At 66.3% G+C, this 26,708-nt stretch carries 16 protein-coding genes and 1 pseudogene; 12 read left to right on the plus strand and 5 right to left on the minus strand.

The features are described from left to right. Positions 1 to 4: 4 nt before the first annotated feature. Positions 5 to 2,053, minus strand: a complete 2,049-nt coding sequence (locus tag ABF990_RS07510; protein WP_415491552.1) for a hydantoinase/oxoprolinase family protein — start codon at positions 2,051 to 2,053, stop codon at positions 5 to 7. 192 nt (positions 2,054 to 2,245) lie between these two features. Between ABF990_RS07510 and ABF990_RS07515 the strand changes: the two genes are divergently transcribed. The 4 genes from ABF990_RS07515 to ABF990_RS07530 all read left to right on the plus strand — a co-directional run bounded on the left by ABF990_RS07515 (position 2,246) and on the right by ABF990_RS07530 (position 6,996). Next, positions 2,246 to 3,796: an APC family permease gene (locus ABF990_RS07515; RefSeq protein ID WP_415491553.1), complete on the plus strand. Its 1,551-nt coding sequence runs from the start codon at positions 2,246 to 2,248 to the stop codon at positions 3,794 to 3,796. Positions 3,797 to 4,060: 264 nt separating this feature from the next. Next, positions 4,061 to 4,822: an SDR family oxidoreductase gene (locus tag ABF990_RS07520; RefSeq protein ID WP_415491554.1), complete on the plus strand. Its 762-nt coding sequence runs from the start codon at positions 4,061 to 4,063 to the stop codon at positions 4,820 to 4,822. Positions 4,823 to 4,831: 9 nt separating this feature from the next. Further along, positions 4,832 to 6,268 carry an MFS transporter gene (locus ABF990_RS07525; protein ID WP_415491555.1) on the plus strand — a complete coding sequence of 479 codons (1,437 nt, stop codon included), beginning with the start codon at positions 4,832 to 4,834 and terminating at the stop codon, positions 6,266 to 6,268. 17 nt (positions 6,269 to 6,285) lie between these two features. Next, the gene (locus ABF990_RS07530) at positions 6,286 to 6,996 is read left to right on the plus strand and encodes a FadR/GntR family transcriptional regulator (protein WP_415491556.1); all 711 of its coding nucleotides are present in this window, start codon (positions 6,286 to 6,288) and stop codon (positions 6,994 to 6,996) included. 338 nt (positions 6,997 to 7,334) lie between these two features. Here ABF990_RS07530 and ABF990_RS07535 read toward each other — a convergent pair whose 3' ends face one another. Both ABF990_RS07535 and ABF990_RS07540 read right to left on the minus strand, forming a co-directional pair. After that, on the minus strand, positions 7,335 to 8,483 hold the full coding sequence (locus ABF990_RS07535; RefSeq protein ID WP_415500571.1) for an MFS transporter: 1,149 nt from the start codon (positions 8,481 to 8,483) through the stop codon (positions 7,335 to 7,337). A gap of 654 nt (positions 8,484 to 9,137) precedes the next feature. After that, positions 9,138 to 10,940, minus strand: coding sequence for an ABC transporter ATP-binding protein (locus ABF990_RS07540; protein ID WP_415500572.1), 1,803 nt, complete (start codon positions 10,938 to 10,940; stop codon positions 9,138 to 9,140). 976 nt (positions 10,941 to 11,916) lie between these two features. On the opposite strand from ABF990_RS07540, the gene nth reads away from it, so the two are divergent. Then, the gene (gene nth / locus ABF990_RS07545) at positions 11,917 to 12,591 is read left to right on the plus strand and encodes an endonuclease III (protein WP_415501050.1); all 675 of its coding nucleotides are present in this window, start codon (positions 11,917 to 11,919) and stop codon (positions 12,589 to 12,591) included. Positions 12,592 to 12,913: 322 nt separating this feature from the next. On the opposite strand, the gene hemH is transcribed toward nth, so the two are convergent. Next, positions 12,914 to 14,068 carry a ferrochelatase gene (gene hemH / locus ABF990_RS07550; protein WP_415501049.1) on the minus strand — a complete coding sequence of 385 codons (1,155 nt, stop codon included), beginning with the start codon at positions 14,066 to 14,068 and terminating at the stop codon, positions 12,914 to 12,916. Between the two features lie 472 nt (positions 14,069 to 14,540). Next, positions 14,541 to 15,626, minus strand: a pseudogene (locus ABF990_RS07555) (A/G-specific adenine glycosylase); the annotation flags it as partial. A gap of 10 nt (positions 15,627 to 15,636) precedes the next feature. On the opposite strand from ABF990_RS07555, the gene ABF990_RS07560 reads away from it, so the two are divergent. The 7 genes from ABF990_RS07560 (at position 15,637) to holA (ending at position 25,713) form a co-directional block, all read left to right on the plus strand. After that, positions 15,637 to 16,119, plus strand: a complete 483-nt coding sequence (locus tag ABF990_RS07560; RefSeq protein WP_415500071.1) for a DUF721 domain-containing protein — start codon at positions 15,637 to 15,639, stop codon at positions 16,117 to 16,119. Between the two features lie 147 nt (positions 16,120 to 16,266). After that, the gene (locus tag ABF990_RS07565; RefSeq protein ID WP_415500072.1) at positions 16,267 to 17,448 is read left to right on the plus strand and encodes a transglycosylase SLT domain-containing protein; all 1,182 of its coding nucleotides are present in this window, start codon (positions 16,267 to 16,269) and stop codon (positions 17,446 to 17,448) included. A 268-nt stretch (positions 17,449 to 17,716) separates the two neighbouring features. Then, entirely contained in the window at positions 17,717 to 20,563 is a 2,847-nt protein-coding gene (locus ABF990_RS07570) for a BTAD domain-containing putative transcriptional regulator (RefSeq protein ID WP_415500073.1), read from the plus strand. 102 nt (positions 20,564 to 20,665) lie between these two features. Then, complete coding sequence (locus tag ABF990_RS07575) at positions 20,666 to 21,226, plus strand: DUF3576 domain-containing protein (RefSeq protein ID WP_415490851.1); 561 nt, start codon at positions 20,666 to 20,668, stop codon at positions 21,224 to 21,226. 120 nt (positions 21,227 to 21,346) lie between these two features. After that, positions 21,347 to 23,980, plus strand: a complete 2,634-nt coding sequence (leuS, locus tag ABF990_RS07580; RefSeq protein WP_415490850.1) for a leucine--tRNA ligase — start codon at positions 21,347 to 21,349, stop codon at positions 23,978 to 23,980. Further along, positions 23,980 to 24,678: an LPS assembly lipoprotein LptE gene (gene lptE, locus ABF990_RS07585; protein WP_415490849.1), complete on the plus strand. Its 699-nt coding sequence runs from the start codon at positions 23,980 to 23,982 to the stop codon at positions 24,676 to 24,678. Before leuS ends, lptE begins: the two co-directional genes overlap by 1 nt. Before the next feature lie 9 nt (positions 24,679 to 24,687). Beyond that, positions 24,688 to 25,713: a DNA polymerase III subunit delta gene (gene holA / locus ABF990_RS07590; RefSeq protein WP_415490848.1), complete on the plus strand. Its 1,026-nt coding sequence runs from the start codon at positions 24,688 to 24,690 to the stop codon at positions 25,711 to 25,713. The last annotated feature ends 995 nt before the right edge of the window (positions 25,714 to 26,708 follow it).

Consider the following 26,708-nt stretch of genomic DNA (forward strand, 5'->3'; position numbering starts at 1 on the left):
GGGGTTAATGGCGGGTGGCCAGAAGGCTGCCATCCGACTGGACGGTGGCCGTGAACTGCGCGCTCAGGATGGTTGTGGTCTCGGCCTCGGTAATAATGGCGGGGCCTGCGACAACATCGCCCGGCACCAACTCCGCGCGTTCCACCACCTGGGCGGATACGAAAGACCGGCTGACGGAATCAAAGAGTTTGCGTGACACGCCCGAGGTGATCTGCCGTGTGGCACCCACCGGGGTTGCGGGCTGCGCCCGCTCCACCGGCGTGCTGACCCGCAGCGACCAGCTTACGATCTCGACCTCCGGCCCGACAATGGCGCGGCCGAAAAAGCGCGTATATTCCTTCATGAATTCGGCCCCGATCGCAGCGGTGTCGCCCGCGTGGAACACCTCGAATGGCAGGCGGACGGGAATATCCCAGCCCTGCCCGGCATAACGCATGAAGGCCGTGCATTCGACCGTGGTGGCCGCACTGCTTTCAATGGCCGAGACAAAGCCCAGGGCCTCGTCACGCATGGACTCCAGCAGGGCGGCAACCCTGGGCTGCTCGAAGCGTGACAGTTCCACCCGGCCGCTGCGCACCGTCTCGTAGCCGAACGGGGCCAGCAGGAAGCCGATGGCCGAGCCCACACCCGCACCCGGCGGCACGATAAAGCTGTCGATCCCCAGCTTTTCGCACAGGCGGGCCGCATGCAGCGGGCCGCCGCCACCAAAGGTGATCATGGTGAAAGTGCTGATATCCTTGCCGCTTTCAATGGCATGCACGCGGGCGGCGTTGGACATGTTCTCGTCCACCACCTCGCACACGCCGTAAGCCGAAGCCTCGACCGAAAGGCCGATCTGCGCGCCAATGTCCTGATCCAGCGCATGGGACGCGGCAGGCACGGACAGCGCCACCTTGCCACCGGCAAAGTTGTCGGGGTCCAGCTTGCCCAGTACCAGATTGGCGTCCGTCACGGTGGGGTTGATACCGCCCCGCTGGTAGCAGGCAGGCCCGGGTTCGGATGCGGCACTTTTCGGCCCCACGCGGATCTGGCGCAGCGAATCCACACTGGCGATGGACCCGCCGCCCGCCCCGATTTCGACCATTTCCACCACGGGAATGGATATGACCATGCCGCTGCCCTTGCGGAACCGATAGGTACGCGCGACCTCGAAGCTCTTGGCGGTCTTGGGCACGTAGTCCTCGACAAGGCAGATCTTGGCGGTGGTGCCGCCCATGTCGAAGGACACGACATGCTCGCGCCCATGGCGGCGGGCCACGTCCTCGGCAAAGATCACCCCGCCCGCCGGACCCGATTCGACCAGCCGCACCGGAAATTCCGCCGCGTGTTCGAGCGAGATAATACCGCCGCCGGAATGGATCATGTAGACAGGGCAGCCCATGCCGCGCGCCGCCAGCGCCTTGACCAGCCTGTCGAGATACGCCTTGATGACAGGCTTGACGTAGGCATTGGCGCAGACGGTGTTGAAGCGTTCCAGTTCGCGGAACTGCGGCGCCACCTCGGAGGAGATGGAAATGGACACGTCGGGCAGCCGGGCCAGAATGGCGTCACGCACCAGGCGTTCATGCGCGCCGTTGGCATAGGCGTGAATAAACCCGATGGCGACGCTTTCGTACCCGCCTTCGGCCAGGCGGGTGATCAGCGCGTCCAGCGCCGCGCGGTCCACATCCAGCAGCACCTGACCCGCCGCATCCATGCGCTCGCGCACCACAAAGCGGTCCGCGCGGCTGATCAGGGCGGGGGGCAGGGTGATGTTCAGGTCATACTGTTCGAACCGGTTTTCGGTGCGCATTTCCAGCACATCGCGAAACCCCTCGGTGGTGACGAACGCGGTGCGCGCGCCACGCCGCTCGATCAGCGAATTGGTGGCCAGCGTGGTGCCATGCACCACAACCCCGATCTCGGCCAGCGCTACGCCCGCATCGGCGCAGACCTGCTCGATTCCCTTGAGAATAGCCCGCTCGGGCGCTTCGTAATCCGTAAGAACCTTGGTGGAAACCAGCCGCCCGTCGACCTTGAGCGCGACATCCGTAAAGGTGCCACCAATATCCACGCCAACACGACAGTCCTTGTGCCCCGACGCCATCCCGACACTCCCAGATTCGTGGCGGCACCCGCGCGCCGCCCATAAATTTATAATACAGGTCATATTGACTTGTATGATTTGTGTCAATGACGTATCGTTCTTTTATGACAACGACCATCGCCGCTGTTCCGGACCGCAAAACTGGAGATACATACAGGCATGACTGAAAACACCCCCCACCCCGCACCGGACGGTGCCCGCAGGCTCGGCCTGCTGGACCTGGTGTTTATCGGCTGCGGCGCCACGTTCGGTTCGGGGTGGCTGTTCGCCGCGTCCAAGGTGGCAGGCATGGCCGGGGTGTATTCGCTCTATAGCTGGGCGGTGGGTGGGCTGATCGCGCTGCTGCTGGGGTTCATCTACTGCGAACTGGGGGCCGCCCTGCCCAAGACCGGCGGCGTTGTGCGATACCCCTATATATCGCACGGGGATTTTCTGGGCTTCAACATCAGTCTTGTCACACTTGTCGCGTTTTCCTCCATTGTTGCGATCGAGGTGGTGGCCGCGCGGCAATATGCCTCGGGCGCGTTCCCGTTCCTGGGCCATGCGGACGGATCGCCCACGCTGGCGGGCTGGCTGGTACAGTTCGCGTTCCTGCTCTTTGCCTATTTCGTCAACCGCAAGAGCGCCAAGTCCTTCGCGTGGATCAACAACATTGTCACGACCCTTAAATTCTCGGTGCCGTTCCTGAGCATTGTCGTGCTGGCCATGCATTTTTCTACAGCCCCCTTCCATGTGCCGCTGGGCAGCGCAACGCCGCTGGCATCGGTTGTCGTGGCGTTGTCCACGGGGGGGATCATTTTCTCCTATCTGGGGCTGACCCCGATCGTGGCTGCGGCAGGCGAGGTCAGGAACCCCCAGCGCAACGTGCCCATAGCCCTGTGTACGGCCGTGCTGTTCACGGGGGTTGTATATCTTGCGTTGCAGACGGTGTTTATCGGCAATATTCCCATGGCCGATCTCAGGAACGGCTGGGTTGATATTCCCGGCCTGTTTCCCCTGCCTTTTCACGACATCATGCTGGTGATCGGGGCGGCGTGGCTGGGGCGGCTGGTCCTGGTGGATGCGTGTGTTTCCCCCCTTGGCACGGGCAACGTGTTCATGAACTCCACCTGCCGCGTGGCCCAGGCCTGGCTGGAGGAACTTGGCGCGGCCCCCACCCAGCCCGACCCCGACAGGCCCATAGGCCCCCGCGCCATGGGCCTGTCCTTCGCACTGTGCTTTTTCTGGACCCTGCCTTTTCCGTCCTGGTCCAGCCTTGTGGGCGTGGTGTCCACCGCCCTGGTCATGAGCTACACTTTCGTACCCGTTGTCATGGCAGCACTCCGCCGCACGGCCCCTGACATGCCCCGCCCCTTCCGGGTGTGGTGCCCGCAGGTTGTCGGCCCGATCTCGTTCATCCTGTCCTCCTTCGTCATTCTCTGGGCTGGCTGGAACACGGTCGCATGGCTGATCGGCGGGCAGTTCGTGCTGTGCGTCGCGTACCTGATCTACCAGCTACCCCGCCGTACGACATGCAACGGGCTGCGTTCGGCGGGCTGGGTGCTGGCCTATTACGCGGGCATGATCGTGTTTGCCTGGGCCGATCAGACCCAGGCCATGGAAACACTGCGCAGCCCCGCCCTTCTGGCCGCTTTTATCGTGTTCCTGTGGGGCATTTACCTGTGGGCCGCCCGCAGCGGGCAGGATGTCGACCATGCGCAGTTCGCCTGACAGACCATGCCTGACGGATGCAACGGCCAGGTCCTTATGCCGCACTACCTGACGGGTCCACCTGAGCAGCCCACCTGACGGCCCATCCGGCGGGCACCTCCGGTGGGCACACCCGGCAGGCATGCCCGCCGGGATATCATACATTTCCCCTATCCTATCAGACAGGAACAGTATTTTTCATGTCGTTTGCTCCAGCACCCCGTGGCCTGCCGCCACACAATGCAGCCCCCCATGCCACCGCCCCGCACCATGGAGGCATCGCCCATGTCTGACACCACGCACACAGCCGCCCGCGCGCATACAAGCCTTGTCACCGGGGCCACAAGCGGCATAGGTGCGGCCATTGTGGCCGCATTGTCAGCGGCGGGGTATAAGGTTTTTGCAACCGGCCGCAACCCCGACGCCCTGGCCCGGCTTGCAGCCCTGCCCGGTGTCACCGCCATACAGGCCGACGTGCGCGATACCGACACGCTGTGCAGCCTGCTGGGCGATGCGCGGATCGACAGCGTGATCAACAATGCCGGGCAACTGACGACAACCGGCCCGTTTGTCGGCACCGATCCCAGCCAGATCGACACCATGATCGACATCAACCTCAAGGCCCCCATCCGCCTGACACACAAACTGCTGCCAGCCATGATCGAACGGCGCGCGGGGCATCTGGTCTTTGTGGGCTCCATTGCCGGGCATGCGGCTTTTCCGGGGTCCTGCGTATATGGCGCGTCCAAGTCGGGTATCGGGGTGTTCTGCGACGCTTTGCGCTGCGAACTGCTGGGCAGCGGCGTGCGCGTGACCGAACTGGTGCCCGGCCGGGTGGAAACGTCGCTCTACCGCGACACGCATGGCCCCGACGGCGCCAAGCGCGCCCTGTATGACGGCTACCGTTCCGTGCAGCCGCACGACGTGGCGGGGCTGGTCCGCACGGTCCTGGAACTGCCCGACTATGTCGATATCTCCCGCATGGAAATCATGCCGACAGACCAGGCGGCGGGTGGGGGTTCCATGGTCAAGTTCGCGGCGGTATAACGCGCCACCATGGTCCAGACCTCCCCCACAGCCCCGCCAGACATGCCTGCCGCCAACCGCGGCGGAGCCACCCAGCACGCTCCCGCCCCGGACACGGACGTTCGGGGGCAGGTCCGCTACAGTGCTGTGGTGCCGCTGTTCATGGCGGTGCTGCTTTCGGTGCTGGACTATGCCGTGGCCAATATCGCCCTGCCCACCATTTCGGGCGCGCTGTCGGTGTCGCAGGCGGAATCGGTGTGGGTGGTCAACGCCTACCAGCTTGCCAACGCCATGCTGCTGCTGCCGCTGGCCGCATGGGCCGACAGGCTGGGCAGTGCGCGGCTGTGCCAGGCGGGGCTTGTCGTCATCATGCTGGGGTCGGCACTGTGCGCCACCACATCCTCCTTCGGGATGCTGGTGTTCGCACGGATCATCCAGGGGGCGGGCGGGGCCTGCGTCATGTCCGTCAGCGCAGCCCTGGTCCGCTCGGTGTATCCACCGGCCCTGCTGGGGCGCGGGCTGGCGCTGAACGCGCTGGTGACAGCGCTGGGGTTCGCCATCAGCCCGGCTGTGGCCTCCGTCATCCTGTCCGTCGCGTCATGGCGGTGGCTGTTCCTTTTCAACCTGCCCTACGGGGTGCTGACCCTGGCGCTCGCACTGCGCTTTTTCCCCGCAACACCGGTCCATGCCAATACCATCAAACCCCTGCCGGTCGTGCTGAACCTACTGTTTTTCGGCGGGGTGCTGGTCGGGGCCGACCTGCTGGCCCACGGCAATGCCCCGCTTGCGGGCTGGGGCACCCTGCTGGGCGGCGTAGCCTGCCTGCTGGCCCTGCTGCATGTGCAAAGAGAGGCGCAAACCCCGCTCCTGCCCGTGGACCTGCTGGTAAAATGGCCTTTCGGCCTGGCGTTTACCGTGTGTTTCATGGGGTATATGGCGGCCAATTTCTTCATGGTTTCCATTCCCTTCGCGCTGACGGGCATTTTCGGGCGCACGGCCGTGCAGAGCGGGTTCATCATCATGTTCTGGCCCGCGGGCATGGTTGCCGCCGGCCCGCTGGTGGGCCGCCTGTCCGACCGGGTGCCGGCGGCCGTGTTGTCCACCTGCGGGCTGGTCGTGGTGGGGGTGGGCTACCTGCTGCTGCGCATGACGCCGATTGACGCCGCGGACTGGAATATCATGTGGCGGCTGGGCCTTGCGGGCGTGGGCTTTGCCTTTTTCGTGGCCCCCAACAACAAGGCCATGATGGATGCAGCCCCCCTGCACCGGTCGCGCAGCGCCAGCGCCATGCTGTCTGTCGCGCGGATCATGGGCCAGTCCACGGGGGCGATTTTTGTGGCCCTTGTCATGGCGCATGTCCACCAGGGGGCCGCCCTGCTGTGCCTGGAACTGGGCGTGGCCACGGCCTGGGGGGCGGCCGCACTCAGCCTGTCACGCGCGCGCATGACATCCCGCCCCGCTTCCTGAATGCAAGGGTGACACGCATGCACTCCCTTCCCTCCACAACGTCCCTGTCCGACACGATCGCCAGCGCGCTGATGCAACGGATCGTGAACGGCACATACGCCCATGGCGACAAGCTGCCGAGCAATGCCGAGTTATGCGAGGAATTCGGGGTCAGCCGCACGGTCGTGCGCGAGGCCCTGGCCTCGCTCAAGCTGGGGGGGCGTATTGTCTCGCGCCAGGGATCGGGGGTGTTCGTGTCGGACCGGGGGCAGAAAATGCCCGCCATGGCCTGGCCGTTACCCAATATCCGCGCCTGTCTGGAAATTCTGGAATTCCGCATCGGGGTGGAAATGCAGGCCGCGGCCCTGGCCGCCCAGCGCCGCACGCCCGACACGCTACAGGCCCTGTACCAGGCCCATGCCGCCTTCGCGGATGAAAACTGGCACGACACGGAAAAGGAAGCTCTGGCCGATTTCGGCTTTCATCTGGCCATAGCCAGGGCGGCAGGCAACCCGCGCTTTGCCGAATTCCTGCAAACCACCATTGCCGAGATATGCCGCGACCTGCACACCAAATATACCGAAAGCGCCAAGCACAGCGCGACGTATTTCGCCCAGACGGTCAGGGAACATACCGAAATCCTGGCCGCCATCTCGGACGGGGATGCGACACTGGCCCAGACCCGTATGCAACTGCACCTTGAAGACGGGCTGAACCGCTACCGCCGCCTGCTCAGCACCGCGCGCTAGGCTGGCCCCACGGGTCGGCGCAAGCCGGGCAGGCATGTCCACGCGGGCACACACACTCAGGCGGCCACGCTTGGGCAGGCACGCTCAGCCGGGCACACTCCCTGCCCCCAGACACGGACACGCCCCCGCTGACACGCCCATATGGGCATAGCTCCCCGGCACTCCATACGGGCACTCCCACACCGCACGTCCATTCTGGCACACCCATTCTGGCACACCACACCGCCACTCCCGCACGGGCAGGCACGCACAGCCACGCCCGGCAACAGCACGCACGCCAGCCCGCAAGCCAGCCACACGCCACACCGGCCGGGTGGAGCCTGAAGGGGAAGTAGCGCCTAATGGTGGACCCTTACCGCCAGCAGGGCAGCGGCACTGGCCAGAACGATCGCGCCCGCCATGGTGGTCACGCCAAACAGGCCATAGGCCGCATAAAGTGGCCCCATGCACAGCGGCCCCGCGAAAACGGCCACATAGGTTACCGCGCTGTAAATCCCCATGACCACACCGCGTGCCTCTGCCGCGTAGCGGTTGAGCGTCACGATCAGGGCATTCAGGGCCAACTGGTTCAAAAACCCCCAGACCGCACTGTTGATGAACGCCCACGACCGGACGGTGGAGGCTGGTAGCCACGCGACATAGCACAGGCTGATCAGGACAAGGGCTGTCACCATATAGGGTTTTGTGGCACGGGGTGCGAAATGGCTGAGCATCAGCCCCGCAATGCCAAACCCCAGCCCATAGGCGAACACGAACGACCCCGCCCCCTGGGCCGACAGGTGCAGCGCCACGCGCAGCCCTTCGCCAAAATAGGCGAACGTGCCGTAAAACGCGGTCATGTATCCGAAAACCAGCAGCAGCATGAACGCAACGCCGGGAATACGCAAAGCCCCCCGCAGCGCAACCCGTTCCACCGGGCGGGACAGGCTGATCCCGCGCAGGGACAGCCACAGCGCGCAGGCAACAGCCAGCGACAGGGTGCCCGTTATCACATACACCGAGCGCCAGCCCACATGTTCGGTCACATAGGCCGCGAACGGCACCCCGAACACCAGCGACAGGGCCCAGCCGGTCAGCACCAGCCCGATGACCTTGGCCTCCTTCCCGCGGGGGGAGACCGCCGCGGCTGTCGCGTAGGTTCCAGGCAGCAGGACGCCCACCGCCACCCCCGCCATGGCCTGCGCCAGACACAGATGCAGCCAGTGCGCGCTCAGGCTGCTGCTCAGTTCGGCAACCCCCAGCAGCACCGCCGAAAGCGACAGGACCTTCGCCGGCCCCCAACGGTCAAGCTGCGCGGACAGCGCGAGAGACGACACAGCCGTAGCCGCCCCGAACGCGGAAATCGCCCACGCCACATGCTGCGGAACGGTCCCGAGTGACGCGCTGACTTCGCGCAGGATGGGGGTCAGAACGAACGCGTTGGACCCTACGGCCACCACGGCGGCGAACAGCGCCGCAACCTGCGCCCAGCGAGCATGATGTGACACCGTGTAAGCTTCCTCCCGTTTGGCCCTGTGCAGGTGGCACGCACGCAAGGCACGGATCAACCGGAATCTTCGCAAACCGGAACGAATTGCCGCATTTTGCCCGCCAGCACGGCCCCGCGGCGCCAGGCCAGCATAAACACCCGCGACGCACGGACCGGCAGCGCCTTGCCGCCGACCCGCCTAAAGCGAAGCACATGGTCAACACAGCAGACCGAAAACCCGGGCAGAGACGCTGCACCGGCCAGCCACAACGAACGGCTACAACGGCCAGTTACCCTGAACCGGCCCACCGATACGGCACACCCACTGGTTCACCGACTGATTCACCGACCGGCTCACTGAGCGACATACTGAATGGCACGACTGGCCACACTAACCCGCCAGACCAACTGGCTAAGCTGACTGGTTAATCCGGCTGACACTAACCCGGCCAGCTAACCCACTTGGCTAACTCAATGAGCTAACCCGGATGACAAAGCCAAGGGGCAACCACCCGGCCAGACCGATCGGCCCGCGTGCCCCACCTGAGCGGCCGGGCCGATGGCAATACCCCGGCGTCAATAGCCCAATGCCAGCACCCCGGCGCCAGCACCCCAGCGCCAAAACCCCAGTGTCAATAGCCATTAATAGTGTATGGACCGGACCCTGACCTGCCTACAGGCTTTGCAGGGCGTACAGGCGCTGGTACAGCCCGCCCTCCCGCGCGACAAGGGTGTGGTGGGGGCCATCTTCGACAATATGGCCATGTTCGAAAACCAGAATACGGTCCAGTCCCACCACGGTCGCCAGCCGGTGGGCCACCACCAGCACGGTGCGCCCCTGCATGAGCCGTTCCATGGCCTCCTGCACCTGTGCCTCGGATTCCGAATCGAGACTGGCCGTGGCCTCGTCCAGCACCAGAATGGGGGCATCGGCCAGGAACGCGCGGGCAATGGCCACGCGCTGGCGTTCCCCGCCCGAGAGCTTGATACCGCGTTCGCCCACCAGTGTGGCGTAGCCTTCGGGCAGGCGTTCGATAAAGCCCGCCGCATTGGCCTGTTCTGCCGCATGGGCGATCTGCTCTGGTGTCGCACCGGGCCGCCCATAGGCGATGTTTTCCGCCAGACTGCGGTGGAACAGCATGGGGTCCTGCGGCACAAGGGCGATCTGTGACCGCAGGGCCGACTGCGCGACAGTGGCGATATCCGTGCCATCGACCCGCACCACGCCCTCCTGCGGAGCGTAAAGGCGCTGGAGCAGCTTGGTAAAAGTGGACTTGCCCGACCCCGACGGCCCCACAAGCCCCACGCGCGAACCGGGGGCGATCACCACCGACAGGTCAGAAAAAATGGCGCGGGTCTGGCCGGGATAGCGAAAACCGACATGCTCGAAACGGATTTCACCCTGCGTGATACGCAAGGCAACCGGGCGCGCGGGATCGCTGACCGCAACGGGGGTGCGCCACAGCAGCAGCAGTTCCTCCATTTCATTGACCGAACGCTGCACCACGGACACCTGCTGCCCGATCTCGCGCAGGTAACCCTGCACCAGAAAGGTCATGGTCAGCACATAGGCGACATCGCCCGGGCCTGCCTGCCCGCGCCACCACAGCCATACCGCCCCGCCCGCAAGCGCCAGACGCATGACCATGACGGCGGCCCCCTGAATGTTGGCGCTGTCGGTGCCGCGCACCCACATGAGGGCGGTGGCCGTGCGCCAGCGGGTCATGATGCCTGCCAGCAGCCGTTCCTCGCGCTCTTCCGCGCCAAAGGCCTTGACCACGGCATTGCAGGTCACCGCGTCGGCCAGGGCAGCACCCATGCGGCTGTCCCCCGCGTTGGCGGCCTGCGCGGAGGGCGCGACGTAACGCAGTGTCAGCAGGCAGGACAGCAGGATGAACATGGCCGACAGCACGCCCAGCAGCGCGCCCATGGCCGGCCAGTGCCAACCCAGCACCAGCGTTGTCAGCAGCAGCAGGCAGGCTTCGGGCAGGAGCATGAGCAGCAACGTGTCATCGAGCATGTCCACCGCCCACATGCCGCGTGTCAGCCTGCGCACGGTCGACCCCGCAAAGGTGCTGGCATGCCAGTCCGTGGACAAGCGCTGCACATGGGCGAACGCCTCGGTGCCGATTTTCTGCATGACGCGGGTGGTCAGCGCCGTAATGCCCAGATAGGCGTAACGCTTGGCCAGCACGCTGCCAAAACCGCAGGCCGCCATGGCCCCCAGCATCCACGCGGCGTCGCGCACCGCGCCCCCCTGCCCCGCCGGGCCTGCGACATCCCCCACAAGGCGGCCGGCTATGACCGGCATCATGACATCGGCCACGGTGGCGACAAGCGTGCCAGCCACCGTCACGCCCAGGAACACGGGAAAAGCCAGCCAGTGCCGCGCCACAAACCGCAGCACATCGACAAAAAGCGATGCCTGGCGCGCATCTTGGCCATTCCGGGCCGTATCGGAACCTGAATCAGACATGCGCAACCTGTTCTTGAAACCCTGAACCACCCGGCACCCGCCGCGCGGCACCCGTCCTGTATCGTGAAGTGCACGGCCCACGCAAATACGCATGCGCCCCGCCTGCAAACGCAGCCATGGCCAACGAGCAGCCAACAGGCGGCGCACGGCGCACCGGGCGCGTGATACGCCCGACCCTGCCAGAGATACGCCGGGCCGCATGCGCCTTTGCCCCATACGCCCCCCGGCCCGGACCAGCCGCCCGCATGCCCGCATGAAAAACCGCCTACCCCCTTGCAGGCGCGCAGGGCTGGGCACAGATCGCGCCACGGCCTATGCTGCGCCACCATACAACCAGCCAGACACCAGCCCGCGCAGCAAGGCCCAGCCGCCAGCACCGGGCCATGACCCGGGCGACAGATCAATGACCGAACCGCGCGACCCCGCACAGCCCCCCCGCCCCACCGCCACGCGCACAGCCCGGCCCCGCAAGGCCGCGCCACGCAGGACCGTTGAGAACCCGGTGAAGCAGGCAACAACCACACCCGCGACCAAGCGCCGCACGACAACGCAACGCATGACGGACACACCCAAGGTGGCCGGGACCACCCGGCACCCAAATACGCCAGACATGGCGGATACCGCCGCGACCTCCCCGCGCGGCGCCGCCCTGGCCCGATCCACGACCAGTTCCTCGGCCCGTTCCACGGCCACCCCCCTGATGAGCAACGCCCCAGCCAGCACCCCGGCGCCGGACGCCGCACCAACAGGCGGAGCGGCCAGGCCCGCCCGGAGCAGAGCCGCCCCCCAAAAAGCCGCCAGCACCCCCACGCGCAAGGGCGGCAGTAAAACCCGGGCCAAAACCGCCACCCCGCCCAAGGCAAGCCCCGCAAAACGCGCAAAAAAAGACCCCGAAGCCGCGATCGGCAACAGAACCACCCGGCGCGCGGCTCAGACACAGGCCGAACCTGCCCCGGCCCTGATCGCCCCGCGTGATATGACGGCTGAAGAAATCCGCAGTTTCCTGCTCGATCTGGCGCGCACCTGGCCCGACGCGAAAACGGAACTGCACTATACCGACACATTCAGCCTGCTGGTGGCGGTAGTCATGTCCGCGCAGGCGACGGATGCATCGGTCAACCGGGTCACGCCAGCGCTTTTCGCGGCCGCCCCCACCCCACAGGCCATGGCGACCCTGGGGGAGGACAAAGTGGGCGAACTGATCCGCACCATCGGCCTGTGGCGCAGCAAGGCCAAAAACGTGGTGGAACTGTCACGCCAGCTTGTGGCCAGCTATGGCGGGCAGGTGCCCTCCACGCGGGAGGCGTTGGAAAAACTGCCCGGTGTGGGCCGCAAGACCGCGAACGTGGTGCTGAATGTCGCCTTCGACCAGCCCACGGTGCCGGTCGACACGCATGTGTTCCGCCTGGCCAACCGGTCGGGGCTGGGGCGCGGCAGAACGGTGGAAGCGGTGGAAGCCGCACTGGAACGCCGCATTCCCACCGACATGAAGCGCGATTCCCACCACTGGATGATTCTGCACGGGCGCTACGTGTGCAAGGCGCGCAAGCCCGAATGCTGGCGCTGTGCTGCCAGCGGGCCATGCCTGTTCCCCGCCAAAACCCCGGCCCCGCGCGCCAGACCGGCCAGAACGACAGCCACAACGGGCTGAACCCCGACCAGAGCACAGCCCGGACCCGGCCCTTTGGCCAGACGCAGGACGAAACGGGACGGGACAGGCCCGGCACCTACCCGCGCCGGATCGGCGGGCCCGCCGGCAAACCCGTTCACCGGTCTGCTTGCAGACCTGCGCCCCCCAGTGGCAACCGACTGGCAGCCCGATAACGGCCAACTGACTGCCCACTGGCCAACCCGCCGATACCCTGCTGCCAAACCGGCTGACACCCACCATCCGGCACCATCTGGCACCACCCCGGTCGGCACCCGCCCCGCTGCCGGGAACAGCCCGCAAACGGCCCGGAGCCGTGCGGCGGCTACAGCCAGCCTGCCAGTTCGCGGCGGGCCAGTTTTTCCAGCAGGTCGATACTGGCCGGGCTGTCGTTCAGGCAGGGGATGAGGGTGAAGGATTCGCCCCCGGCCGCCATGAATTCCTCACGCACCTCGTTGCCGATTTCATCGAGCGTTTCCAGGCAGTCGGCCATGAAACCGGGCATGACCACGGCAATACGCGTGATCCCGCGTGCGGGCAGCGCCTTGATAAACGGGGCCGTATAGGGTTCCAGCCATTTGGCCGGCCCGAAACGGGACTGAAAGGTCATGGGCAGGGTGGTTTCATCCATCCCCAGCGCGGCGCGCAGGGCCACAACCGTTTTAAGACAGTCCGCCGCATAGGGGTCGCCCTTTGTCACGTAATCCTTGGGCAGGCCGTGGAAGGACGCCACGACCACCTGGAACGGCTCGCTCGCAGTTTGGCCCGCAGCTTGGCCCGCAACCTGCCCCGTAGTCTGACCGACGGACGGGGAAGAAGTCCGGGGCGGAATCTGGGGCGTAGTCCGGGGCGCACTCGGGGCGGACATCTCGGCCAGGGCACGGTCCTGCGCATCACGCACGCTCCGGGCCAGGGCCGCGATAAAATCGGGGTCATCCGCAAAGGGGGGCAGGGTGCGCAGGGCAGGCTGGTTGCGCAGTTTCATGAGCGCGCGAAAAATCTGGTCGTTGGCCGTGGCGGTGGTGGTCGCACTGTATTGCGGGTAAAGCGGCATGACCAGAATACGCTCGCACCCCTGACGCAGCAGGTCATGCAGGGCCTCGGCCAGTGCAGGGCGGCCGTAACGCATGCCCCACACGACCGGCACACCCGATACGCCAAGGCGTTCGGCCAGTTTTTCAGCCTGACGGCGTGTGACCCCGCGCAGGGGGCTTTCGTTGCGTTCGATGTCCCATATACGGGCGTAGGCGCGGCCACTGGCCTTGGGGCGGGTGGTCAGCACAATGCCCTGCAGGATCGGCTGCCACAGCACGGGCGGGCCTTCGATCACCCGCCGGTCGGACAGGAATTCCGACAGGTAACGCCGTACGGCACCGTAGCCCGTGTCTTCCGGCGTGCCGAGATTGACCACGATAACACCCGGCTTGCCCGCCTGGGCCTGCTGGCCCGACCCTTCGGCCGGAATATGATGAAAGACCATGAAACCCCCGTGCTTTACCGTTCCTGGCCTGCAAAGCCGAACGCCGTCAAGACGACGCCTTGCCCCGCCCTGCCCGCGCCGCACTCCGCCGGGCGGCACTGCGCGTAACACGCCCGCCAGCCCCCACCCGCCGGCCCGCCCCGGAAGACGAGCCGGAGGGCAAGTCAGACAAAGGCGGAATGGGGTCTGAGCCCGTACTATGCGTACCCCCCGCCGCGGGGGAATACGCCAGCGGATCCGGCGGGACCGTAGCGGCCGGGACCTTACCGGCTGAAGGTGCACCGACAGGGGGCGCACCAACCGCGGCACCACCGACAGAGGAACTGCCGACAGGGGAGCGACCGGCTGGAGATTCACCAACCGGGGGCTTGCCAACCGGGGGACGACCAACTGGGGGACGACCAACCGGCAGCACTCCGCCCTGCACGGGGTCGGGCGACCCCGCCCCATCCCCCATGCCGGGGGTGGCGGTCAGGCTCCGCACACCCAGATCGAGGCATTTGCGCATGACCGAGGGTAATGACGCCGCCCGCGCCCGATCCAGCGGCAGCAGAAAACGGTCGCGCACATCCTGGTTGGAAAACCGCGTAACGCAGGCCGCATACACCACAAGTTCCAGCGTGAAATGCGTGAACACATGCACCACCGTACCCGCCACCTGCCACGAAGCCTGCACCCGCACCGGGGCGTGGGCCAGGGCCTCCTCCTCCGGCCAGGGGGTGGCCCGCCAGTCCGTTCCGGGCAGTTCGGTCATGGCGGCCAGCAGCCCGGTTTCGGGCCTGCGACGCAGCAGCACCTGCCCTGCCGCATCCATGGCCAGAAAATGCGCCCCGTACCGCACGGGCCGCGCCACCTTTGGGGCTTTGCGCGGCAGGCTGGCAGCCGTACCGGCGGCATGGGCCGCACAGTTCCCCACCCACGGGCACAGGCCGCAGGCGGGCGAGCGCGGCGAACACAGCGAGGCCCCAAGATCGAACAGGGCCTGCGCAAAGGCCGATGGCCGTGCCCGGGCCTGCGGGTCCGCGTTCAGGGTTGCGGCAAGGCCTGCCAGTGTCCGGCGGGCGGCGGGCAGGGGGTCGGTCACGTTGAACAGGCGGGCGGTCACACGTTCCACATTGCCGTCCACCGGCACGACCGGCACGCCAAAGGCAATGGCCGCCACAGCCGCCGCCGTATAGGCCCCTATGCCGGGCAGAGCCCGTAGCCCTTCCACCGTTGCCGGAAAACCCCCAAGGGCCGCCACGGCCTGCGCGCAGGCATGCAGGTTGCGCGCCCGCGAATAATAGCCAAGCCCCGCCCAGGCGGCCAGAACCTGCTCGCGCTCGGCCGCGGCCAGCGCCTGCACGGTGGGGAACAGGACCAGGAATTTTTCGTAATAGGGAATGACCGCCTTGACCGTGGTCTGCTGGAGCATGATCTCGCTCAGCCAGACACGGTAGGGGTCGGGGGCGGGACTGGCGACACCGCCACCCGCTTGCCCATCCGGCAGCCGCCATGGCAAGGAACGGGAATGTCTGTCATACCAGTGCAGCAGGGCATGGGCGGGCGGTATAGTCACGGAGGCAGTTATGGCGAAGGAACCCCGCGCGGGCAAGCCGAAGGCGCAGGTGCAGGACCAGCCGCCGCGCCGCGCCATGACGGCGCGCAGCCTGGCCGCCCTGCTGCCCAACGTGACCGCGCCCGCCTTCCGCCGCCGGTCCCCCACGGGGGCGCGGCTCATGGCCTGCTGGGCCGATGCGGTGGGCCCCGCCCACGCGCGGCTGACAACCCCGCAGCGCCTGAGTGCGGGCACCCTGACCATAGCCTGCGCAGGCCCGGTCGCGCTGGAACTGCAACACCAGGCGGACATGCTGATCGCCCGGATCAACACATGGTGCGGGGACAGGCTGGTAACACGCCTGCGCTTCGTGCAGGACCCGCTGGCCGGCACCCAAAAAAAACCCGCACGGCGCAAGCCCGGCCCCGCACGGCCCTGTACCCTGCCCGACCTGCCCGAAGGCCCGCTGCGCACCGCGCTGGAGGCCCTGGGCACGGGCATTGCCCAGGACTGAAGCGCCGTTCCATAAAAACAGCCGACGGCACATTCCGCGCCATGCCCGCCCTGTGCCCCCTTCAATGCCACTTTCAATGCCACGTTCAGTAACACCGACACGTCATGCCCCATTGCATCGGCCAGCGCGGGCAGGCACCATAACGCCATGTGGTGTGGCTTTTTTCCTCCCTTTTCGCGCACGGCCCGACCCCGTACCGGGGGGCAGCGCCTGCGTGCGGGGCTGACGCTGGGCGCGCTGGCAATACTGGCCGCCTGCGCGGGACCTGTGCGCAGCTACCGCCCGCCCGGCTCCGCCCTGAACCCGTGGGGGCCTTATATCCGCGAAGCGTCGCAGCGGTTTTCCATTCCGCAGGGGTGGATACGCGCCGTCATGTGGCAGGAATCGGGTGGGCACCAGTATATTCACGGCCACCTGACACGTTCGGTCCACGGGGCTGTGGGGCTTATGCAGGTCAAGCCCGACACCTACCACGAACTGGCCCGGCGCTACGGCCTGGGGTCGGACCCGTACGACCCGCATGACAATATCATGGCGGGCAGCGGCTATATCCGTGAACTGTATGACCGGTTCGGCTCCCCCGACTTTCTGGCCGCCTATAGCTGCGGCCCGCAATGCATGGCCAATTACCGCGCCGGTTCGGGCTCCCTTCCCGGGTATGCGCGCAGTTATCTGGCCGCTGTCTCCCCGCACCTGAACGATCCCGTGCCCGCCGTGACCGAACCCGGGCCCGACACCACCCCCATGACAACACCCGTACGCGTGGTTGCGGACAGCACCCCCGCCCCGCCGGAGGACGCAACCGCCCAGGCCGACGCCCAGGCGGCGGAATCGGACATGCAGACCGACAGCGCAGCCCCCGTGGCCGTGGCCAGTGCTGACATGCCCGCCCCGGACGACACGGCAACAGGTGGCCTAGGCCCCGGCACGCCCGATACAGTCAGCCCCAACCCGCGCGCGGGGAGCAGCTACGGCCCTGCGGCCGCGACACAGACCGTGCCGGAACCCCCCATCATGGCGGGGCCAACTGCCAGTTCCACCCTGCGCGGGCGCGGGCCGGCCCTTGTGTGGAAGCAGAACGCACAGACCGGTAACGCCGTTATCCAGATCGGGGCGTTTTCCACCCAGACACGCGCGCGCGACGCGCTACGCCTGGCCCACAGCGCCACACAGGCGCTGAACAGCGCCACCGACCGGGTCGAGCCCATCCCGCACGGGCCGCACCCCATATGGCGCACCCGTATTGCGGGCCTGCCCGCCGGGCGGACACAGGCCATATGCGCCAGCCTGCGCCAGCAGGGCCTGTCCTGCGTGACGGTGCCGCAGTAAAAATCCTGCCATGCGGCACAGCACCGTTCCCGCACAGATCGGAAAATATTTTATTCCAGAGTAATTTTTTCCAAAGCATGCCCGTATTTCATGCCCTGCGGCGCGGGACCGCCCGATCCCGTTTAAAAACAGCGTTTTAATCTTTCTGCGCTAGAGACTGGGTAAGCGGGGCCGAAAGGCCGCGCAACGCAGCTTACAAGACTTTGTGAATTTTCCGTTATTTTTTCGATTTTGTTAAGAAACGGGCATTCCACGGGTACCTACGCGCATGCACCTTGCCAGCCAGCCTTCCACGACACCCGCGCAGGTCGGCTCCCTGCATATTACCCTGCTGGGCCATATGGCGGTTGCCTCCACCGCCGGGGTGTCCCTTCTGCCCACGGGGGCCAAGACACGCGCATTGCTGGCCGTTCTTGCCCTTTCGGCCCGCAGGCCGGTCGCGCGCACATGGCTGGCGGAACTGCTGTGGTGCAGGCGTGGCCCCGAACAGGCCCGCGCGTCGCTCCGGCAGGAAATCCACCGCCTGCTTGGCGTGCTGGAACCGCTCAGCCCCCCGGTGCTGGACGTGCAGCGCCATACGCTGGCCCTGCGCCGCGCCGGAATCCGGGTGGATACCGACGCCGTGCTGGCCGCCACGCCGCAGACCGTGCTGGACCTGCCCGAAACCCTGCCCCCGCTGCTGGAAGACCTGGGCGCGCTTGACGGGGCTTTCAGAACCTGGCTCGACGGCGAACGCGCGCGGCTGGCCAGCCATATCCGCCACCAGCTTGAAACCCTGCTGGCCGACGCCCCCGACCTTGCCACCATAAAGGAAGCGGCCCGCCGCCTGCTGCTGCTGAACCCCCTGCATGAAGCCGCATGGCGCGCACGGATCAAGGCCGAAACCCGCAATGGCGAGGAAGGGGATGCCCTGTCGAGCGCCAGAGCCTGTCTCGATACGTTCCAGAACGCGTTGGGCAGTCTGCCGGGGCAGGAGACCATGCGCCTGATCACCGACCTGCGCGCAGCCCATGACCGCAATGCCTGCGCCCCTGCGGCACCGGGCAGCCCCCAGTCGTCGCGCCTGAGAGCCATGGTGTTCCTGACCTGCGCGGGCACGCCCGGCCCACATACCCGCACCCCGGAACCCGCCGCCGGGCCCGCCGCCAGCATACCCGCCAATGTGCCTGCCAATATGTCAGCCAGTACGTCATCCAGTATGGCCTCAAATATGCCTGCCGGTGCGCCAACCGGAATGCAGACCCGTATGCCCGACGGTCTCGCCGCTGGGCTGGGGGCCGGGCCGTCCAGCCGCCGTGGCACGGAACAGGCCCGCATGCAGGCCGCCAGCCCCCCCGATGCGCCCTATGCTACCGATTGTGCCGCCCACTACACCCCCGAGCGTACTACCGACCTTGCCACGGGTCGTGCCACCCCCCACGACGTGCCGCCCCTGTCGGCAGATACGGGCGCTGCGGCTGAACGCACCCACACGGACAGCCGCCCCCATGTGGAGCAAAGCACACGCAGGGCCAGCCGACCGGCCACGTTCCTGCCTGCCCGTGGCCTGCCTGCCAGCGGCCTGCCACTGGCCGAACAGTTCCGTGACGAACTGACCCTGAACCTTGCGGTGCATGACCTGTTCGACCTCAGCCTTCTGCCGGAGCGTCTGCCCGGAACGCCTGCCCCCGCACCGCCCTACCAGCGCCAGGCCGATTTTCTGATCGGGATTACCCTGACCGATGGCGACCGCGATGAAATCCGCTGCACGTTGCAGGCATTCGACACCCGCCGCAACGATGCCGTCCTATGGGGGCAACGGGTGACGGTGGGCGTGCGGGACATCTCCGAAATCAGCCACCGGCTTGCCGCGACACTGGTCACGACCCTTATCGTGGCCGCGGCCCGGCATGTGGCGGACAAGCCCGACAGCGCTCTCAGCCCCATGGAAAAAGGACTGCGCGCGTTTATCCTGACCGTGCGGGCCGACGCCACGCAGGACGCCACACCCCCCGCCCCTGCGGCGGTTACGACCGGTATTCCCGCCAGTATTCCCGCCGGTATTCGAGACGGTGTGCGGGCCGATGTCCGGGCCAGCGTTCCGACTGCCGCTCACGCCAACGATCGGGCCAACGATCGGGCCAGTGTCCAGACCCGCATTCCGGCTCACCTTCAGGCCAACGCTCAGGCTGGTCCTGCGGCGGGCATGCCGGCATCCGGCACCACAGACACCGTGGCCGCCACAGGACCGGCGGATACACCGCGGCGGAACACCGCCGGGACCGGGACTGGCTCAGGGATTGGCACTGGCACTAACTCAGACACTGGCACCATGCCGGACGGTGACGAAAAGACCCAGTACCGCGCCATAGAACGGCTGATCGGCGCCGCACAGGCCAGCAGCCCGGAAGACCCGTTCCTGTTTTTCGTGCATGCGCATTACCTGCTGTGCCGCCTGCATGACGACTGGGGCAGCCCCGCGGCCCAGACAGCGCGGCACCTGAACAGCGTGCTGCGGCGCGGGCTGGCCATAACCCCGGCCAGCGTGCCCTGCCGCTACCTGCTGGCCGCGGGCCTGTTCCACGCGGGCGAACTGGGGGAAGCCCAGGCCCTTCTGGGCCTGATGCATGACGCAAGCCGGATCGATTCCCGCTGGGGCATGCTGGCCATGCTGGACGCGCTCAGCGCCCTGTGCGCGGGGGATGCGGTCACCGCCGCGCGGCTGTATGGAGAATTCTTCAGTCTCGCCACGCCGCTGCCCGGCACGCTGCTCCCTTCGCAGAATTTTATTCTTTCATGTTTTCTGGCCGGTCGCCACGCCGACACGCTGCGCCACGCCCAGGGGCTGCTGGCGGTCAACCCGTGGCGCACGGCTGTTCTGGTGCCGGCCATGGCGGCGGCAAATAGCCTTGGTTATCAAGACCTTGTGCGCGATTACCATAACAGGATCAGGGCCCGGCACCCCGATCTGACCCCCCAGACCATAGAGCAGCATTACAGCTACGTGCCCCGCTCGCTCCGGCACCAGTTACTGGCCGCGATGCGCTACGACCACGGCCATGCCGCCCCCAAAGCCCCCATGACAGGCAGGGAACACCATGCAGACGCTTGGCGGGACAGACCTGAGAGGATATGAAGGCTGGCAGGAACACCTGAGCCGCCAGCCAGGCCCGAGAACGGCTCAAACGGCGGACCGGGAAGGACGGATACCCCAGCGCCAAGGAGCCGTATCAACATCATGCTTCGCCGTCTCAAGCACTTCCGCCCTGCCGCCGGTCGCGCATTTTTCTCGCCCCCATCCCCGCGGGCGTCCCGTCCCGCTCTGGCCCCTGCCCTGGCCCTGGGCGGACTGTGCCTGCTGGGCGGGTGTTCGCTGTTCGGGGGGAGCAGCAACACCAGCAGTTCCCTGGCCGCACCCAACAGCGAACTGCTGACCGAGGACCGTGGCGCATCCGGCGGGGAGGCCTCGCTCAAGGGTGGGGTCAACGCCTATCTGTGGCGCGCGGCACTGGATACGCTGTCCTTCATGCCCATCGCCTCCACCGATGCGGAAGGCGGCATTATCCTGACCGACTGGTACACCCCGCCAGCCGCCCATGACGAACGCTTCAAGATCACCGCTTTCATTCTGGACCGCCGCCTGCGGTCCGACGCCCTGCGGCTGAGCGTGTTCCGCCAGGTCCGCCAGGGCGATTCGTGGGTAGACACCCAGCCCGCGCCCAACACCGCATCGGATATCGCCACGCGCATTCTCTCCCGCGCGCGCAAGCTCCGCGCCGATAACGGCAACCGCGATTGATCCCCCGGCACGGGGGCGGGGGCTGGCCGCGCGCCGCCCCGCCCCGTGCCCGCCGGCCCGGCATCCTGTAGCGTTGCATGGCCGTATTCCGTCCTTTCCAGACTGGCTGCGTAATCTTTCATGTCCCAATCGACCAGCACATCCCTGACCTACGATTTCCATACCGTCGAACCCAAATGGCAGGCCGCCTGGGACAGCGCGGGCATTTTTACCGTGCCCGACGTGCCCCCCGCCGACCGGCCCAAATATTATGTGCTGGAAATGTTTCCCTACCCGTCGGGGCAGTTGCATATGGGCCATGTGCGCAACTACGCGCTGGGCGATGTCATTGCCCGTTACAAGCGCGCGCGCGGCTATGCGGTGCTGCACCCCATGGGCTGGGACGCCTTTGGCCTGCCGGCTGAAAACGCGGCGCGCGAACGCGGCGTACACCCGCGCGAATGGACCCTGAACAACATTGCCGCCATGCGCGCGACCCTGCAGCGCCTTGGCTTTTCGCTGAACTGGGACCGCGAGATCGCGACCTGCCTGCCGGACTACTACGGCAAGCAGCAGAAGCTGTTTCTGGACTTTCTGGCCGCGGGGCTGGTGGAACGGCGCGAAAGCTGGGTGAACTGGGACCCCGTGGACCACACCGTGCTGGCCAACGAACAGGTGGTGGACGGCAAGGGCTGGCGCTCGGGGGCGCCGATCGAGAAAAAACAGCTTTCGCAGTGGTTCCTCAAGATCACCGATTTTGCCGAAAGCCTGCTGGACGGACTGGGCACGCTCGACCGCTGGCCCGAACGCGTGCGCACCATGCAGGAACGCTGGATTGGCCGGTCCGAAGGGGCGCGCATCCGCTTTTCGCTGCATCAGCCGCCCGCCGGGCTGGATACCGACCTGAACGCGGTGGAAGTGTTCACCACCCGGCCCGACACGCTGTTCGGCATGTCGTTCCTGGCCATTGCCCCCGACCACCCGCTGGCCGCATGGGCCGCGGCGCAGAACCCGCAGGCGGCGGATTTCGTGGCCGAATGCCGCAGGCTGGGCACCTCGGTCGAGGCGGTTGAAACGGCGGAAAAGCGCGGGTTCGACACCGGGCTGCGCGTCAACCACCCGTTCATGGACAAGAGCTTTCCTGTCTGGATCGCCAATTTCGTGCTGATGGACTACGGCACGGGCGCGCTGTTCGGCTGCCCGGCGGGAGACCAGCGCGACCTTGATTTCGCGCATAAATATGCCCTGCCGGTGCTGCCGGTCGTTCTGCCCCCGGGCAAGGACCAGGCGGATTTTACCGTGACCACCCAAGCCTATACGGGCGATGGCGTGCTGATCAATTCCGGCTTTCTGGACGGGCTGAGCACGCAGGACGCGCGCAGTGCCGCCATTACCCGGCTGGAAGACCAGGGCGTGGGCGAAGGTGTCACCAACTGGCGGCTGCGCGACTGGGGCATTTCGCGCCAGCGCTACTGGGGCTGCCCCATTCCCGTGATCCACTGCGACACCTGCGGCCCGGTGCCCGTGCCCGACGCGCAACTGCCGGTGGAACTGCCCGAGGACGTCACCTTCGAGAAGCCCGGCAACCCGCTGGACCACCACCCCACCTGGAAGCACACGACCTGCCCGTGCTGCGGCAAGCCCGCCCTGCGCGAGACCGACACGTTCGATACGTTCGTCGACAGTTCGTGGTATTTCGCCCGGTTTACCGCGCCGCACGCCGCCACCCCCACGGTACGTGCCGCGGCCGATGCCTGGCTGCCGGTTGACCAGTATATCGGCGGGATCGAACACGCCATCCTGCACCTGCTCTATGCGCGCTTCTTTACCCGCGCCATGCACCGCACCGACAACCTGGACATGGACGAACCCTTTGCCGGGCTGTTCACCCAGGGCATGGTCAGCCACGAAAGCTACAAGGACAGCGCGGGCAACTGGCTCTACCCCGAAGAGGTGGAGCGCGGGCCGTCCGGCGTGGTCAAGACCGGCACCACCGAACCCGTGACCGTGGGCCGGGTGGAAAAAATGTCCAAGTCCAAGCGCAACACGGTGGCCCCGGTGGCCATTATCGAGCGCTTTGGCGCGGATACGGCGCGCTGGTTCGTGCTGTCCGACAGCCCGCCCGAACGCGACATGGAATGGACCGAGGCCGGCGTGGCCGGGGCCGCGCGCTTTGCCCAGCGCCTGTTCCGCACGGTCTGCGCCATTGCCGCCAGCGTGCCCGCAACGCCTGACTGCCCGGCCGAAATCTGTGCCGAAGCCGACACCCTGCGCCGCACCACGCACCGCACCATTGCCGCCGTGACCGAGGCGCTGGAAAGCTTTGCCATCAACGTGGCGGTGGCGCGTATCCATGAACTGACATCCGCCATGGCGGAGGCTGAAAAAGCCGCCGCCAAGGGCCACGATACCCCGGCGGGTCTGGGCTTTGCCCTGCGTGAAGCGGCACGCACGCTGTGCCTGCTGAGTGCCCCCATGATGCCGCATCTGGCCGAGGAAATGTTCGCAACCCTCGACCCCGCCGCCGGTCTGGCCGCCAGCCAGTCCTGGCCCCAGGCCGAGCCCGACCTGCTGGCCGCCACCAGCCTGACCATTGCCGTGCAGATCATGGGCAAGCTGCGCGGCACCGTGCAGGCCGAACCGGACGAGGACGCCGCCGCCGTGCTGGCCAGGGCGGAAGCGGAACCGAACGTGGCCCGGCTGCTGGAGGGCAAGCGCATTGTCAAGCGCGTGCATGTGCCCAACCGTATCGTCAACTTCGTTACGGCAGGCTGATGCGCCCGCCCCGCCCCGCCCTGCGTTGCATACGGGCCGCGCTGGCCACCCTGCCGGTGCTGGCCCTGCTGGTGCCTCTGGCGGGCTGCGGCTTCAAGCCCCTGTACGGTACACAGGACGGGCAGGCGGATATCACGGCCGAAATGGCGCAGATCTATGTCGCCAATATCAACGAACGCTCGGGCCAGCAGCTTCGTCTGGCCCTGCAGGCCGAACTGGAACAGGGTGCCGCCGAAGACCCGCATAAATATACGCTGGTCGTCCAGCCCTCCTTCGGGGGGGAAGCGGTGGATATCCATTCCGACAACACGTCGGGGCGTACCCGCATAACCGGCCATGCCCACTGGCAGCTTTTCACGGTGGACATCAACCCCAGACTGCTGGCCCAGGGCGATACGAGCGCGCTGGACGGATATACCGGCACCTACGAACAGTATTTCGCCCAGACCCTGAATGCCGAGACGGCCATCGGACGGCTGGCCCATACACTGGCCCACCAGGTGGCGCAGCAGGTGGCCATATGGTTCCGCACCAGAGCCACACCGGCCAGCACGCGCGACCGGGGACCGCGCGCCATGTACCCGGCGGGTGGCGCGATCTCGCAGTCTGAAAAACAGGGGCCGATGGAACAGGAAGGCGAAGACGCCGTTCCCGACATGGCGACCGGGCGGTCCACGCCCGATGCCGGGCAGCTTTAAGGCCGCGCCATGAAAATAGACGCCCGCACCCTGCCCCGCGTCCTGGCCGACCCGGGTGCGTGGCGGGCGATCCTGCTGTACGGAGAGGATACGGGGCTTATTCGTGAACGCGCGCAGGACGCGGTGCGTAAAATTGCAGGCACAACGGACGACCCGTTCCGCATTGCCGTGCTGGACCGCGAAACCCATGACCGGCTGGAGGAAGAAGCCACGGCCCTCTCGCTCATGGGCGGGCGGCGTGTGGTGCGCGTGCGCGACGCGTCGGACAGCCAGCTCAAACCTCTTGAACACAGCCTGGCCCAGAACACCGACACCCTGCTTGTGCTCGAAGCCCCCGGCCTGGCCTCGCGCTCCAAGCTGCGCGCCTTTATGGAAGCGCGACCCGACTGCGCCTCCATCGGCTGTTACCCAGAGGAAGGCCGCAATCTGGAGGGCAGCGTGTCCAAAATGCTGGGCGCGCATCAGGTCCGCATAGACCCCGATGCACTGCACTGGCTGACCACCCGTCTGGGGGCCGACCGCGCCGCTGCCCGCAGCGAGGTCGAAAAACTGGCCCTTTACGCGGGCGATGGCGGCAGGCTTGATCTGGAAGACGTGCGTGCCTGCATTGGGGATGCCGGCAGCGTTTCGGTCGAAGACGCAGCCTTTGCCGCAACGGAAGGGCAGAGAGCGCAGGCCGATCTGGCGCTGGAACGCGCGCTGGCCGAAGGCACCAGCCCCATTGCCATTATCCGCGCTTTTCTGGCCCATCTGCACCGCCTGCGCCGGGTGCGCGCGGCCATGGCCACGGGGCTGAGCCGCACCGACGCCCTGAAAACCCTACGCCCGCCGGTGTTTTTCAAACGCACGGCAAGCTTTGGCCGCGCGCTGGAACTCTGGACCCTGCCCGCCTTAACGCGGGAAACCGCGGCGTGGCAGGCGCTGGAACTGGCCTGCAAACAGACCGGCGCGCCCGACACGCTGCTCTGCCGCCGTCAGGTTGCCATACTGAGTGCCCGGGCGGCGCAGACCGGCAGCAAAAACGCACGGGGCTGAACGTACCGCCCCTTGGCCTTTGTCTCTCTCCCACGTCATCGGGCGGCAACTGCACATACCGGCTCCGGCCCCGCCAGGCGCGATTCTCCGGCCACGGTCGGTTCGCCGTGGCGACTACACCCCCGCTGCGGAAAAAGAACACGACATCGTACCCGGCGGCGGATCGCCAGGAGACTGGCAGCCCGCAACGGTTCGCCCCTTGCCGGGAGAGGGTGGTTTTTGTATAGAGAGTGCGTGTGTCCGCGTAGCTCAGCAGGATAGAGCACAGGATTCCTAGGTAAAATTGGGCACCATGTCAGGAAACGGCATGGTGAATCCGCTCAAAGTCGGGGAACGCTACGGCCGCAAGGCCTTGCCAATCCCGAGCCAAGCCGCCCTTGCGGGCGGAAGGTGTAGAGACTGGACGGGCGGTGCCTAAAGACCTGCATGCAGGTCCATGGCAAAGGGACAGTCCAGCCCACAAACGTTCCCCCCGGCATGCCGGTGGTGGTAACGGCTGTGAAAACCGCAGTGGGATGAATCCTGGGGCCGTGGGTTCGAATCCCGCCGCGGACACCACACATTTTTCATTCATCTGGTTTTTTTGCGTTTTATTCCTGCAAAAAAACCAGTCCTCCTTCCATTTTCCCAACACGCCATGACATGCACCCCTGTCGCGCCCCCCCTGTGCCGACAGGTGCATTGTATAGGGTTTAGCCCCAGGCTTTGGAGCGCCGTGCGCGCCTCCCTCCACCACCGGAAAAACTGTTGAAAAATATGCATCCGCGCCGTCTCTCACGACGGATGCGCCGACGGTGCATGTCCTGTTTCACGGTGATTTCACGTACGCACTTCAATGATGAACGTACAACCCTGTACATCTGCAGCGCACCGTGGATATTCATGATGAGTGTATGAAGTATTAATATATTGAATAAGTATGATTCATGTCCTGAATCAATAGTCATACGGCACAATATTATTTTTGTTGAAAAATTAAATTAATAAAACTTACT

This window comes from Acetobacter sp. (assembly GCF_047723915.1).
GTDB lineage: Bacteria > Pseudomonadota > Alphaproteobacteria > Acetobacterales > Acetobacteraceae > Acetobacter.